General features: G+C 57.9%; 12 protein-coding genes. 7 read left to right on the top strand and 5 right to left on the bottom strand.

From position 1 onward, the window contains the following. Nucleotides 1-3 precede the first annotated feature (3 nt). Entirely contained in the window at nt 4-633 is a 630-nt protein-coding gene (locus MO767_RS03400; protein WP_282479409.1) for a LysE family translocator, read from the bottom strand. A 145-nt stretch (nt 634-778) separates the two neighbouring features. Here MO767_RS03400 and MO767_RS03405 point away from each other — a divergent pair, with 145 nt between their 5' ends. After that, on the top strand, nt 779-1,252 hold the full coding sequence (locus MO767_RS03405) for an Lrp/AsnC family transcriptional regulator (protein ID WP_038980472.1): 474 nt from the start codon (nt 779-781) through the stop codon (nt 1,250-1,252). Nucleotides 1,253-1,818: 566 nt separating this feature from the next. Here the strand turns inward: MO767_RS03405 and MO767_RS03410 are convergent. The 3 genes from MO767_RS03410 to lpdA all read right to left on the bottom strand — a co-directional run bounded on the left by MO767_RS03410 (nt 1,819) and on the right by lpdA (nt 4,582). Next, complete coding sequence (locus MO767_RS03410; protein WP_282479410.1) at nt 1,819-2,505, bottom strand: DUF4225 domain-containing protein; 687 nt, start codon at nt 2,503-2,505, stop codon at nt 1,819-1,821. Next, entirely contained in the window at nt 2,498-2,998 is a 501-nt protein-coding gene (locus MO767_RS03415) for an Hcp family type VI secretion system effector (protein WP_282479411.1), read from the bottom strand. Before MO767_RS03415 ends, MO767_RS03410 begins: the two co-directional genes overlap by 8 nt. Before the next feature lie 183 nt (nt 2,999-3,181). Then, on the bottom strand, nt 3,182-4,582 hold the full coding sequence (gene lpdA / locus MO767_RS03420) for a dihydrolipoyl dehydrogenase (RefSeq protein WP_282479412.1): 1,401 nt from the start codon (nt 4,580-4,582) through the stop codon (nt 3,182-3,184). 217 nt (nt 4,583-4,799) lie between these two features. Between lpdA and MO767_RS03425 the strand changes: the two genes are divergently transcribed. From MO767_RS03425 to cfaB, 5 genes are all read left to right on the top strand, one after another. Next, nucleotides 4,800-6,758, top strand: coding sequence for a protease modulator HflK (locus MO767_RS03425; protein ID WP_282479616.1), 1,959 nt, complete (start codon nt 4,800-4,802; stop codon nt 6,756-6,758). Next, nucleotides 6,755-7,789: a protease modulator HflC gene (locus tag MO767_RS03430; protein WP_282479413.1), complete on the top strand. Its 1,035-nt coding sequence runs from the start codon at nt 6,755-6,757 to the stop codon at nt 7,787-7,789. The genes MO767_RS03425 and MO767_RS03430 overlap by 4 nt, the downstream gene beginning before the upstream one ends. Then, entirely contained in the window at nt 7,786-8,844 is a 1,059-nt protein-coding gene (locus tag MO767_RS03435) for a protease modulator HflK (RefSeq protein ID WP_282479414.1), read from the top strand. The genes MO767_RS03430 and MO767_RS03435 overlap by 4 nt, the downstream gene beginning before the upstream one ends. Continuing rightward, a complete protein-coding gene (locus MO767_RS03440; RefSeq protein WP_282479415.1) occupies nt 8,841-10,751 on the top strand; it encodes a heavy metal translocating P-type ATPase in 1,911 nt (636 codons plus the stop codon). Before MO767_RS03435 ends, MO767_RS03440 begins: the two co-directional genes overlap by 4 nt. A gap of 225 nt (nt 10,752-10,976) precedes the next feature. Then, nucleotides 10,977-12,161, top strand: a complete 1,185-nt coding sequence (cfaB, locus tag MO767_RS03445) for a C17 cyclopropane fatty acid synthase CfaB (protein WP_282479416.1) — start codon at nt 10,977-10,979, stop codon at nt 12,159-12,161. Here the strand turns inward: cfaB and cls are convergent. After that, on the bottom strand, nt 12,158-13,597 hold the full coding sequence (cls, locus tag MO767_RS03450; RefSeq protein ID WP_282479417.1) for a cardiolipin synthase: 1,440 nt from the start codon (nt 13,595-13,597) through the stop codon (nt 12,158-12,160). The genes cfaB and cls overlap by 4 nt on opposite strands. Nucleotides 13,598-13,728: 131 nt before the next feature. Between cls and MO767_RS03455 the strand changes: the two genes are divergently transcribed. Continuing rightward, nucleotides 13,729-14,250 (top strand): DUF3617 domain-containing protein, encoded by a 522-nt coding sequence (locus tag MO767_RS03455; RefSeq protein ID WP_282479418.1) that lies wholly within the window; start codon nt 13,729-13,731, stop codon nt 14,248-14,250. Nucleotides 14,251-14,261: the final 11 nt, after the last annotated feature.

Raw genomic sequence — 14,261 nt, forward strand, 5'->3', positions numbered from 1 at the left:
GGCTCAAGTCTGTTGCACAAAGGTCAGCCGCACGGCGAAGCCGATCAACAGGCTGCCGAACAGCCACTGCTGCAGGCGCTGGGCCGAAGGACTGCGTTGCAGCCAACGGCCGAGCGCTGCGCCGGTCAGTGCGTAAGCGCTGTCGAATAACAAACCAACGCCAACCAACACCACGCCCAGGGTCGCGAATTGCGTGAGCACCGGCCCGGTGTGTGGATCGATGAACTGCGGCAGCAGCACCGAGCAGAACAGCAAGGCTTTGGGGTTGAGCAGGTTGGTCAGCAAACCGCGCTGGATCGCTGCGCGCCAGCGAGGTTTTTCGGTGGTGGGGTCTGCTCCGTTCAAACTCGGCAGCATTGTGGTTCGCAGGCATTGAATGCCGATCCATAGCAGATACGCGGCCCCGGCCAGGCGTACCACGTCGAACGTCCAGGGCGCAGCCTTGAACAGTGCCGCCAACCCCAACGCTGCCAAGGCCACATGACAACCACGGGCAATGCCCAGACCCACCGCAGTCGCCAGCGCCGCGCCTTTGCCCTGACGGGCACCGGTTTGCAACAACAGGATCATGTCCGGGCCCGGCAACAGATAGACCACCGCCAGCGCCATGAAAAACACCCAGAGTCCTGCCACGTTGCACCCCATTCGTTGTCGATTCGGTACGGCCAGTCTAGGGCTGAAGGGCAGGGCAGGTGGTTGCGTAGTTCGCTTCTAAACTGCTTCGAGTTGGCATAACCTGCCACTCAATTGCATGTAAACCATCAAGATCTGCCAAACCATGAAACTGGACGCCTACGACCGCAAGATTCTCGCCGCCCTGCAACGGGACGGTCGCCTGAGCAACGTGCAACTGGCTGACGAGATTGGTCTGTCCGCCTCGCCTTGTTTGCGCCGGGTAAGAATGCTCGAAGAAGCCGGGGTGATACGCGGTTACCAGGCCAATCTGGATCGCGACGAAGTGGGGCTTGGACTGACGGTGTTTGTCGGGGTCAAGGTCGAGCGGCACAACGATGAACAGGCCGAAGCCTTTCGCCTGGCCGTGACCGCGTTGCCCGAGGTGATTTCGGCCTTTCTGGTGTCAGGGGAATCGGATTTCCTGCTGCAAGTAGTGGTGCCGGATCTGCGCGCCTATGACCGTTTTCTCACGGGGCGGTTGCTGAAATTGCCGGGCGTGAGCGACATCCGCAGCAACTTTGCGATTCATACGGTGAAGACCCCGGGGGCGTTGCCGTTGGAGCATTTGCCACTTTAGATCGCGAAGACGGGTTAACCAAATACTACACAGTGGTCAAATCTTAAAAGGGAATTGATTAATCTTAGTGGATAAACTAGCCTTGTGTTTTATATGTGTGAAACTCTCTAATCATGAATTTTGAAAATATTCGTTACTATTGCGCAGTGCTTCTTTTAACTCTTGGAAGCAACGGTCTTTACGCGGTACTTATTGTGCGGGCAATAGAATATTTCATACCCATGGAAGGCATGATTTTGCTTGTTGCCTATATAGTTACGTATATTCTTCTCTGTTTTTTCGCGTTTCGTTTTTTAGTCAAAAGGTTACGTGGAATAGTGTGATCTTAAATGAATTTTGAAAATGTCCGTTACTATTTTACACTGCTTCTTTTGGTTCTTGGGAGCAATGGTCTTTACACGGGAGTTATTGTGTGGGTAATAAAATACTTCATACCGATGGAAGGCATAATTTTGCGCGTTACTTATATAGTTACTTATATTTTTCTCTGCTCTTTCTGGTTTCGTTTTTTAGTCAAAAAATTACGAGGCGTAATTTGATTTTAATGGCGGAATAGCGCCTTTTGTCTATTCGGATTTTTCTTTAGAAAGCATTGAATTTAATGTGATGTAATCAACCAGAGCCTCGAAAAATAGAGCGACCTTCCCTGTTTGTATGTACACCCTTTCATGATTTATCGGGTCATGCCTAAATAGCTGCACCGACTCAGGCTTGCGTACTAGTCTAAGAATACCAATGCCAGATAATAGTAAGTCCATAGAACCATAGAGCATATCTCCCTGGTACTCGCCTCCTAAAGCGTCTTGATAAGCACGCCGCACAGGTCCCTGCACACCAGGTGCTTCAGGACCGTTATAAATATTGCCAAAGCCTTCATAGATATTATTAACGCCATGCGCGATAAACATCCCACCAAATGGCGCCCCCCATCCACCTGTGGCCCCGGTAACCGCTACACCTGCCTCAACTTGCATGGCGCCGGCTACAACACCAATGCCATTTTGAGCATAAAAAATCGCCTTGGAAGTTAACTCCTTATATTCACTTGTTATCGATTGAACTCCCTCCCACGCAGTGATGAGCCCTTCATCAACAGCCTTGATAACTTCGTTGGCATAGGAAGAAACCATCGAATTGAATTGAAGTTGCGTGATACCGTCATGAAAATGTGCAGCGCCTACTGTGCAGCCTAATGCAACCAGGTCCGAAGCGGCCTTGGTGACGTCATGTATATCGCATGACGTCTCATTCATCTTCGTTTCCCCACGTGCTATAGGCACTTGTACCCGCTTGGATGTGCGTCCAACTAATATCTCGATAACGAATGGATACCAGCTCTTGCGGCTCTGTGTCAGACATATGAATAGCGTGGGGGATTTGAAGGGTTACATTCGCAATGCGCCCGCCCGTTATTTTCACTGAATAATATTTATCCTGACCGCCGGCAGGAGCAGTGCGATAAAAATCAATCTTGCACTCAACTTCTTCACCCTCAGCCAGAGCACTGGCCAGTAGTGGTGAAGATTTATCGATGTTTTTGGTAATGGCAATAGGCATATGTTTGCCTCGCCCGCCTGACGTGCTGCCATCACTGCCCGTGAACATGCTATGGGCGTAAGCCAACACCATGATTTCGTCTTCATGCCCAAACTGGCATTTGTTACCGATAGAGTCTTGGCTGGAACAGCCGGAAGAAATCAGCCCCTGCTTTTTACCGGTAATAGTCATGTAGCTATGACTCGCCATGCGCTCACTCCTTGTGGTCAGAATGGGGGGGGAGTTTAAGGCAGAGGAGGTAGCTACTTATGTAGGTCGTTTCTGAAAATGCCTGTATTTCTTGAAAGAATAAATCGTGTCGGTCACCACTCTATTCTTTCGTTTGGCACAACCAAGGCTGTGCCATTTTCATTTGCATTTGTGTTTCGAGCCTTACATCTGAGTCGCCATCCCCTCCACATTCATCGCCGCCTGACGCAAGGCCTCGGAGCGGGTCGGGTGTGGATGACAGGTCAGGGCAATGTCCTCGGCGGAGGCGCTGAACTCCATGGCCACGCAATATTCGCCAATCATTTCACTGACGCTTGGACCCACAAGGTGCACGCCGAGAATCTCGTCGGTGCGCTCATCGGCCAGTACTTTGGCGAAGCCTTCGGTTTCGTGATTGATCTTTGCCCGGCTGTTAGCGGTGAAGGGAAACTTGCCGACCTTGTAGGCGCGACCTTCGGCCTTGAGCTGCTCTTCGGTCTTGCCGACGCTGGCCAGTTCGGGTTTGGTGTAGATCACGTTGGGGATCAGGTCGTAGTTGACCTCGGCCGCTTTGCCGACAATTTGCTCGATGCAGACCATGGCCTCGTCTTCGGCCTTGTGGGCGAGCATCGGCCCGGACGTGACGTCGCCGATTACCCAAATGCCAGCGGCTTCAGTGCGATGGCCCTTGTTGGCGAGCATGCCGCGCTTGTCCGTGGCGAGGCCGACGTTCTCCAGCCCCAAGCCTTGGGTGTAAGGCCGGCGTCCGATGGATACCAGCACGTAATCCGCTTCAAGCAGTTCGGCGGTGCCGCCAGCCGCGGGTTCGACGCTGAGTTGAACGCCGGTCGCCGAGGTTGTAGCGCTGGTGACTTTGGAACTCAATTTGAAGTTGATGCCCTGTTTACTCAACGAACGTTGCAGGGTTTTGCCGGCTTCACCATCCACACCGGGGCAGATCCGGTCGAGAAACTCGACCACGGTCACCTGAGCGCCCAAACGCCGCCACACCGAGCCCAACTCCAGACCGATCACTCCGGCGCCGATCACCACCAGATGCTTGGGCACTTCAGTCAGCGACAGCGCGCCCGTCGAATCGAGGATGCGTTTGTTGTCGATGTCCACACCGGGCAGGGGAGTGGGCTCGGAACCGGTGGCGATGATGATGTCCTTGGTGTTCAGTTCTGTCTTGCCGCCCTGGCTGTCGGTCACCGTGACTTTGCCGGGCCCGTCGATGTGGCCCCAGCCCTTGATCCAGTGGACTTTGTTTTTGCGAAACAGAAACTCGATGCCCTTGGTCAACCCGGCAACGCTTTCATCCTTTTGTTTCATCATCTGCGCGAGGTTGAGTGTGGGTTTGACTTCAATCCCCAGGTTGGCGAATTCCGTGCCCATGGCGGCGTCGTAGAGTTCGGAGGCGTGCAGCAACGCTTTTGACGGCATGCAACCGACGTTCAGGCAGGTGCCGCCGAGCGTGGCGCGTCCTTCTACGCAAACCGCTCTGAGGCCCAACTGACCGGCGCGGATCGCCGCGTTATAACCACCGGGGCCTCCGCCCAGAATCACGACGTCATAGATGCTCATGGTTGTACTCCTGGAGTGAACGGGGATCGGAATGGGTAAACGTAGCCCTTGGGTAAAATTACGAACGTAATATGTGCGTTCCACAGCATTTCGGTCAAGGCTTCAGCCAAGCGACAGGTTGAGCGCCTTTAGATAGAGCATTTAAGAACGGAAATTTCACGGCTTTCGTTATACCGTAACGTGATGCGATATGAGCAACGATAAACACTGGGGTGGTATGCAAGTCGATCTCGATGTCGATGGGACGCAAGTAGCCGGGCTACCGCGTTTCCAGCAGGCGGTTTTTCAAGGGCGACGATTGCGTCAGTTCGCAATCGGTCTGGGCGCTCTTGCGGCGGCAGGTTGGTTGCTGGCGTTTTTTGTCGGGCTGTTTGCGCCGCAGTCGCTCTGGCCCGCGTTGCTGGTCAATCAGAGCGCCGGTTTGCTGGTGCTGGTCGCCGGTTTGCAATCAGCCTGGTGGGTGACGCAGTGGCGTGCGCGGGCGTTGAATCCGGTCGTGCAGGTCGTCGTTGCTGACGAAGTCGTTGCCCCGGTGGGCTGGTACGAACGGCTGCTGGATCGGCTCAGCCAGCGATGGCTTCGAATGCTGGTGCAGATCGGCGCTCCGACACTGTGGCTCGCGGGTTGGTCGCTGTTGACGTTATTGAGCATCGAACAAGTCTGGAATCTGGCACTGCCGCCGGCCGCACTGGGGTTGTCGGTCAGTGTCGGTGCGGCGTTTTCGCTCTTGCTGGCCTTCGGTTTGCTGGTGCTGGAACGTCAACTGGCACAGGAAAACGTCGCCCAATGGCCCGAAGCAGCGTCGTTGGCGCAGATGACTCGGGTGGCGATCATCTGCCTGGTGCTCAGCGCTTTTTGCCTGTTGTTGGGTAGCGAAACCTCAGTCTGGTCGGTGCGTCTGGCGGTGCTGATCGGCCTGCTGCCGGGGCTCGTCGCCGCCGAACTGCTGTTGCGCGCCCTGCTGTCGTTGTTCAGCCCGCAGCGCGAACAACTCGAACCTGCCTTGCTGGCGCGCAGCTTCGTCGCCGACATGCTGCGCTGGCCGCCGCAACCTTTGCTGGCGTTGCAGCACGAATTGCACAACCGCTTCGGCATAGACCTGCGGCAGATCTGGGCTTTCACCTACATGCGTCGGGCGTTTTTTCCGGTGCTGATGGTGGTGGCAATTGTCGGTTGGTCACTCACTGGCATTCACGAAATCCCCATGCAAGGGCGAGGTATCTACGAGCGATTCGGCAAACCGGTGGAGGTTTTCGGTCCTGGTTTGCACGCGGGTTTGCCCTGGCCTTTGGGCCGAGTGTTGAGCGTCGAAAACGGTGTGGTCCACGAGTTGGCCACCAGTGTTGGCGACACACCGGCGCCGGTCATGGCCGAACCCGCCGAAGGCCCGGCGCCCGCGATTGCCAATCGCTTGTGGGACGCCAGCCATGTGAACGACAAATCCCAAGTTATCGCCAGCAGCCGAGCCGACAAGCAGAGCTTCCAGATCGTCAACATGGACGTGCGTTTCGTTTATCGCATCGGTCTGAGCGATCAAGCGGCATTGGCCGCGACCTACAACAGTGCTGACGTCCCGACGTTGATCCGCAGCACCGCCAGCCGGATTCTGGTCCACGATTTCGCCTCGCGAACCCTCGACGGTTTGCTCGGTGAGGACAGGGTAGGGCTCGCCGAAGAGATTAGTCGGGCGGTACAGGCTGACTTGCAGAAACTCGACAGCGGCGTGGAAATTCTCGCCACCGTGGTCGAGGCGATTCATCCACCGGCCGGTGCGGCCAATGCCTATCACGGCGTTCAGGCTGCGCAGATTGGCGCCCAGGCATTGATTTCCCGCGAGCGTGGTGCCGCAGCGGAGGCCACCAACCAGGCGCAATTGCAGGCCAGCATCGCTCGTGATCAAGCAACGGCCAGCGCTCGTGAAATCAACGCCACTGCCCAAGCGGCTGACTTGAGATTCGGCGCCGAGCAAAAGGCCTACGCCAGCGCCGGCCAGGCCTTCGTGCTGGAGCAGTACTTCAGCCAACTGTCCCAGGGCCTGGCCAATGCCAAGTTGCTGGTGCTTGATCATCGCCTGGGTGGCAGCAGTAACGCACCGACCATCGACCTTCGTACATTCACGCTGCCGGCTGACGCTGCGCCGCCGCGTAAAACCGCTCAGCCAGGAGCTGCCAATTGAGCCAGTCGCACACTCACGATCAGGATGACCACACTGGCCACGATCACGGCCATGGCGGGCATCACCACGGACATCACCACCACGGTGATCCGCAAGAAGCTGGCCCGTTCCCATGGCGGCGAATGGGCTGGGCGGCGTTGCTGGTGGCGTTCGCCATCGCGGCAGCGAGCCTGGTGCAAGTGCGATCGGGGGAGGCGACAGTGATCACGCGTTTTGGTAATCCGTCGCGGGTATTGCTGGAACCAGGTCTTGGCTGGCGTTGGCCTGCTCCTTTTGAAGCGGCGATTCCCGTCGATCTGCGACTGCGCACTACCTCGAGTGGTTTACAGGATGTGGGTACGCGGGACGGTTTGCGCATCATCGTTCAGGCGTATGTGGCCTGGCAGGTACAGGGCGATCCGGACAACGTGCAACGCTTCATGCGCGCCGTACAGAATCAGCCGGACGAAGCCGCGCGGCAGATTCGTACGTTTGTTGGCTCTGCGCTGGAAACCACGGCCAGCAGTTTTGATCTGGCTAACCTGGTGAACACCGACGCCAACAAAGTACACATCGCTGATTTTGAAGCGCAACTGCGTCAGCAAATCGATCAGCAGTTGCTCACGACTTATGGCGTGCGGGTGCTGCAAGTCGGTATCGAGCGTCTGACTTTGCCGTCGGTAACCCTCACGGCCACGGTCGATCGCATGCGTGCCGAGCGTGAAACAATCGCCACCGAACGCACGGCGATCGGTAAGCGCGAAGCGGCGCAAATCCGTTCTGCCGCCGAGCGTGATGCGCGAATCGTACAAGCCGATGCGACGGTGAAAGCTGCCGATATCGAAGCACAATCGCGCGTCGAAGCCGCACAGATTTATGGTCGCGCCTATGCCGGGTCACCACAGCTCTACAACCTGCTGCGCTCCCTCGACACGCTAGGCACGATCGTCACGCCCGGCACCAAACTGATTCTGCGCACCGACGCCGCGCCATTCCGGGTGTTGGTTGACGGTCCGCCGACCCTTGATAACAAGGCCGGGTCGCAGCCATGAAATTAGTTCCACGTGGAACAAATGAGTTAAGCAGCCCCTGGATTCAGGCGGGGCGCTTGGCTTTTTTGGCTCTTTACGCCGTGACGGTACTGGCCGCTTTGGCGTGGGCATTTTCTAATGTGCGGCAGATCGATCCACAAAATCGCGCGGTGGTTTTGCACTTCGGCGCGCTGGATCGCATCCAGAATGCTGGCCTGTTATTGGCTTGGCCCCGTCCGTTTGAGCAGGTGATTTTGTTGCCCGCGGCGGACCGGGTGATTGAGCGTCGAGTGGAAAACCTGCTGCGCACAGATGCCGCGTTGCAGGCAGACCGAGTGGCGAGTTTCGCCACACCGATCAGCGATGCACTCGCCGGCTCCGGTTATTTGCTCACCGGTGACGCGGGCGTTGTGCAACTGGATGTGCGTGTTTTCTACAAAGTCACCGAGCCGTATGCCTTCGTTCTTCAAGGCGAACATGTGTTGCCGGCGCTGGATCGACTCGTAACCCGTAGCGCGGTGGCCCTCACTGCAGCACGAGATCTGGACACTATTCTGGTCGCTCGACCGGAGCTGATCGGCGCCGATAGTCAGGCTGCCGAACGCCGCGAACGCCTGCGCGGTGATCTGGTGCAAGCTATCAATCAGCGCCTGGCTGACTTGACCGCGACCGGGCTGGGGTTGGGAATTCAAGTGACGCGGGTCGACGTGCAATCGAGTCTGCCTGGCCCGGCGGTCAACGCCTTCAACGCTGTTCTGACCGCCAGTCAACAAGCCGATAAAGCCGTTGCCAATGCTCGCACTGAAGCGGAGAAACTCACTCAGACCGCCAACGAACAAGCCGATCGCACGCTGCAAGTCGCTCACGCCCAAGCGAGCGAACGGCTGGCTAAAGCCTCGGCTGACACAGCCACGGTATTGAGCCTGGCCAAGGCGCAACAACAAGGGACTGACCCGCAAATGCTGCTGCGCATCTACCGCGAGCGGATGCCGAAGATTCTCGGTCAGGCCGGTTCGGTGACCACGGTCAATCCGAAAGACGATTCCCGCCTGATCATTCAGGGAGCAGCACAATGACCGCCCAAACCGCCGCCGCACCGAGCATGTTGTCCTCGGCTGAACAACGCAGCGCCGCCCGGCAATTGACCCTGGCCATGCTCGCACTTGGCCTGCTCGCGCTCGGCCTGACCTGGCGCTGGTTGTCGCCGGAGCAGACGGGCGTCAGTCAATTGCTGCTGGGCTTTGCTTCGTTATTGGTGGCCGTGCCCGTGATGCGTTCAGCCTGGTACAGCCTGCGTTATCCGAGCCTGCACGGGATCACTGATCAATTGATTGCCTTGGCCATGCTGGGGGCGTGGGCCACGGGTGATCTGCTAACCGCGGCGTTGCTGCCGATCATCATGATCTTCGGCCACGTGCTGGAGGAGCGCAGTGTGATCGGTTCCCAGGAAGCGATTCACGCCCTCGGCAAACTGACGCGCAGCCACGCGCGCAAAGTTCAGGCAGACGGCTCGATCGTCGAAGTCGATAACGGCTTACTCACGGCCGGCGACCTCGTCGAGGTGCGCGCGGGTGATCGAGTGCCGGCGGATGGTCGGGTGTTGTCCGGTCAGGCGAGCCTGGACACCGCTTCGATTACTGGCGAATCGGTACCGATGGAAGCGGACGTCGGCATGCACGTGTTCGGCGGCGCGATCAACCTCGACGGTCTGCTGCGCATCGAGGTGACCCGCACCGGCAATGAGTCGACCCTCGGCAAAGTCATTGCGCTGATGCAAAGTGCCGAGCGTTCCAAACCACCGATCACGCGTTTGCTGGAACGCTACGCCGGCAGCTACATGGTGCTGGTGTTGTTGCTGGCCGCCGTGACCTGGTTCATCACTAACGATGCCCAGGCCATGCTCGCGGTGTTGGTGGCGGCTTGCCCTTGCGCGCTGGTGTTGTCGGCACCGGCCACGGCGATTGCCGGGGTGGCGGTGGCTGCTCGTCACGGGATTCTGATTCGCAGCTCCGCGTTCCTCGAAGAGTTGGCAGACCTGACTTCGCTGGTGGTCGACAAGACCGGAACCCTGACCTTTGGCACCTTGCGTTTGCAATCCATCGACAGCCCGCTCGAGGATCGCAGCCACGTTCTCAAACTTGCCGCCAGCCTCGGTTCCGCCAGCAGTCATCCAGTCAGCCGCGCGCTCGCCGGGTTGGTCACGCAGGAACATTTTCTGCTGCTCTCCGACATCCACGAGCGTCAGGGGCTGGGCGTGGTGGCGATGACGGAGCAGGGCGAGGCGGCGCTCGGTCGTCCGGAGTTGTTCGCCCAATTGGGCATCGCCACTTCAAGTGTCCCCGACCATGATGGCCCGATTGCCGGGTTGGCGCTCAACGGTGAATTTCTCGCCTGGCTGTTGCTGGCCGACAGCGTCAAACCTGAAGCTCGATTTGCTTTGAGCGAGCTACGTGAGTTGGGGTTAGGTAGGCAGTTGCTGCTGACAGGTGATCGGCAAAGCGTCGCGCACACATTGGCGCGAGATGTCGGGATCAGCGACGTTGAAGCTCAAGCGTTGCCCGAGGACAAACTCAATCGCGTGCTGAAGGAAATCGGCAGCGGCTTCCGGCCGATGGTCGTGGGAGATGGGATCAACGATTCACTGGCGCTCAAGGCCGGTGTGGTCGGTGTAGCCATGGGCGCGGGCGGGGCGGACATCGCACTGGCCTCGGCCGACATCGTCCTGATCGGCAGCGACCTGCGTCGACTCGGCACATGTGTGCGTTTGAGTCGCCAATGCCGGCACACGTTGCAGGTTAACGTGATCATCGGTCTGGGCTGGACGCTGGCGATTGTAGCCTTCGCTGCCTTCGGTTGGCTTGGCGCTGCGGGAGCGATGATTGCTGCGCTGTTGCACAACTTCAGTACGTTGCTGGTGTTGGGGAACGCCGGGCGTTTACTGCGTTTTCAGGAACCATTGCTCAAGCTTGAGGATGAGGATTGAGTACACCTGGTGAGTGCTCTAAACAGCGCGATCACGGGCGATTTCAAGTTTTCAGAACTGTGCGACGAATTTGTAGTCATCTAGGTGAGGGCAATCACTTTTGTGAGTTCGCGACGGTTGGTTCGAGCGTTACGAGTCATAGAAAGGGCTATTAATTCGATATCCAGTTATTTTTCAAGGATGGTCTACCCTCACATCAGGCGTCTGAAACAAGAGGGGCTATCCATGCTCGCGCATCTTCCTCCGGCCTTACAGAATCTGCAGTTACCGCTACGCCTGCGGCTCTGGGACGGCCATGAATTCAACCTGGGGCCGACGCCCAGCGTCACAATTGTGGTCAAGGACCCACAAATGGTCACCCAGTTCACTCACCCAAGCCTGGACGCGCTCGGAGCGGCGTTTGTCGAAGGCAAACTTGAGCTGGAAGGCTCCATCAGCGACGTGATCCGCGTCTGCGATGAGTGGAGCCAGGCGTTGCTCGGTGATCAAGACAGCCAGCCAGTGCGCACCGCTCACGACAAAGAAGCCGACGCCAAGGCGATTTCCTACCACTACGACCTTTCCAATGCGTTTTATCAGCTGTGGCTCGACAGTGACATGGCGTATTCCTGCGCCTATTTCGAGACCGGCAGCGAAACGCTGGAGCAAGCCCAACAAGCCAAATTCCGCCACCTGTGCCGCAAACTGCGGCTGCAACCAGGCGAATACCTGCTGGATGTCGGTTGCGGTTGGGGCGGGCTGGCACGGTATGCCGCCCGGGAGTTTGGTGCGAAGGTGTTCGGGATCACGCTCAGTAAAGAGCAATTGGAACTTGCCCGTGAACGGGTGACTGCCGAAGGCCTGGACGATCTGGTCGAACTGCAACTGCTCGACTACCGCGACCTGCCTCAGGACGGTCGCTTCGACAAAGTGGTCAGTGTCGGCATGTTCGAACACGTTGGCCACGCCAATCTGGCCGAGTACTGCAAGACGTTGTTCGGTGCGGTGAAAGAGGGCGGCCTGGTGATGAACCACGGGATCACCGCCAAGCGCATCGACGGCCGTCCGGTGGGGCGCGGTGCAGGCGAATTCATCGAGAAGTATGTGTTTCCCAATGGCGAGCTGCCGCACCTGTCGATGATCTCTGCCGAGATCAGCGAAGCAGGGCTGGAAATTGTCGACGTCGAAAGTCTGCGCCTGCACTACGCACGTACCCTGGACCACTGGAGTGAACGCCTGGAAGACAATCTGGAGGCGGCTTCCAGGCTGGTGCCGGAGCAGGCCTTACGGATCTGGCGGCTGTACCTGGCGGGATGCGCCTACGCGTTCGCCAAGGGCTGGATCAATCTGCACCAGATTCTCGCGGTGAAAGCTCACCCCGATGGTAGCCATGAACTTCCATGGACGCGAGACGATATCTACAACCCTTAAAGTATCGGTGAAATAAGCCGGGCGACCCGCATGCCGACCTGTTGCAGGCGGTGGGTCTCCCGGCTTTCTTCTTTGGCGATCTCGTGGGCCTGGGCGAAGTCATCGTTGAGCATCTGTTCTACTTCGGCGGCAAACGCGCTGTCGACCGTCAACAACATCACTTCAAAATTCAGCCGAAACGAGCGGTTGTCCAGATTGGCACTGCCAATGGCGCTGATTTCGCTGTCGATCAACACCACTTTCTGATGCAGGAATCCCGGCTCGTAGCGGAACACCCGCACGCCGGCGCGCACGGCTTCGAAGGCATAAAGGCTGGAGGCGGCGTAGACGATCCGGTGGTCCGGTCGAGAGGGCAGCAGCAGCCGCACATCCACGCCTCGCAGAACCGCCAGCCTTAACGCCGCGAACACGGCTTCGTCGGGGATGAAATACGGGCTGGTGATCCACACTCGCTCGGTTGCCGCATGGATGGCTTCGACGAAGAATAACGAACAGGTTTCGTAGGAATCTGCTGGGCCGCTGGCGAGTAATTGGCAGAGCACGCCGTCGTCCGGGTAAACGTCCGGCAGGATCAGCGGCGGCAATGAGCGGGCGGCCCAAAACCAGTCTTCAGCGAAAGATTCCTGCATGCAGGCAACCACCGGTCCGCGTACTTGCACATGGGTATCGCGCCACGGCGCCAGAGGTGGTTTCTCGCCCATGTACTCGTCGCCGACGTTGTGCCCACCGACGAAACCCAGTACGCCATCGACCACCACAATCTTGCGGTGGTTGCGGAAGTTGACCTGGAAGCGGTTGAGCCAGCCGCTACGGGTGGCAAAGGCTTTGACCTCGACACCGGCATCGCGCAGCGGCTGCACGTAACTGTGAGGCAGGGAATGGCTGCCGATGCGGTCGTACAATAAATAAACCGCCACGCCTTCGGCGGCTTTCTTCAGCAGCAAGGTTTGCAGGCGTTGACCGAGGCGATCGTCGTGGATGATGAAAAACTGAATCAGCACCGCTTCCTTCGCGTTGCTGATGGCTTCAAAAATGGCGTTGAAGGTGGCCTGGCCGTTAATCAGCAAGCGCACTTCGTTGTTCGCCAGGCACGGCATGCGCCCCAGTTTCGGCATGGCCCTCAAGGACGCGTAAGCATTTGAGGCGCGAGCGGTCAGCGCCTCTTCTACCCAAGGGCGCCAGTTCAGCTCGGAGATAGCCTTGCGCATTTCTTCGTTGGCCTGGCGCCGAGCCTTGATGTAGCCATCGAAGGCGCTGCGGCCGAAGACAAGATAGGGGATGAGCGTGAGGTAGGGAATAAACAGCAACGACAGGGCCCAGGCGATCGATCCCTGGGCGGTCCGGACGGTAAGCACGGCGTGGATGGCAGCGATCAGGCCCAGCGTGTGAAGCAGTGCAATCATGTAGCCGAAAATATGCGGTCCAAAGTAATCCATGGGGCAGCCTTGCTCCTGAAGATTCAATGCTTAACAGACCATGTTCCGTGCAGAATGTCGCTATTTAATTGGCTCATGAACCGAAGCCACTGGCTGACGTCTAACGGCCACTACTGATCAGGAGTTACTCGATGAACGTTCGTCTTCTGGGTTTGGCCATGGCTATTGGTTTGTCACTTCCTGTGGCCGCTCAGGCGCAGATGCTGCAGCCCGGTTTGTGGGAAATGACCACAAGCAACATGAAGGTCGATGACCAGAATCTCCCGGATTTGCAGCTGATCCTGGGCCAATTACAGGGCCAGATGACCCCGGCACAGCGTGCGCAGCTGGAGAAGCAGGGCATCACCATGGGCGGCAAGGGGATTCGGGCTTGCCTGACGCCGGAACAGGTGAAGACAGACAATATTCCACTGACCGATCCACAGTCGGGCTGCAAGCAGGAAATCACCGACCGCACCGGGAATCAGTGGAAATTCCGCTTCAGCTGTCCGAAAGCGCAGGGTGCCGGTGTCGCCACTTTCCTCAGTGATCGTGAGTTCACCACCAAGGTTAACGGCACCTTTAATGCCACCGGCATTCAGCAGAAGGGCAGCCTCGAAAGCCGCGCCGTATGGTTGGGGCAGGATTGCGGGACTGTTAAGCCGAGAGCTTAAAGGCTCGCCAG

Origin of the sequence: Pseudomonas sp. UYIF39 (assembly GCF_029963765.1) — a bacterium.
Classification (GTDB): domain Bacteria; phylum Pseudomonadota; class Gammaproteobacteria; order Pseudomonadales; family Pseudomonadaceae; genus Aquipseudomonas.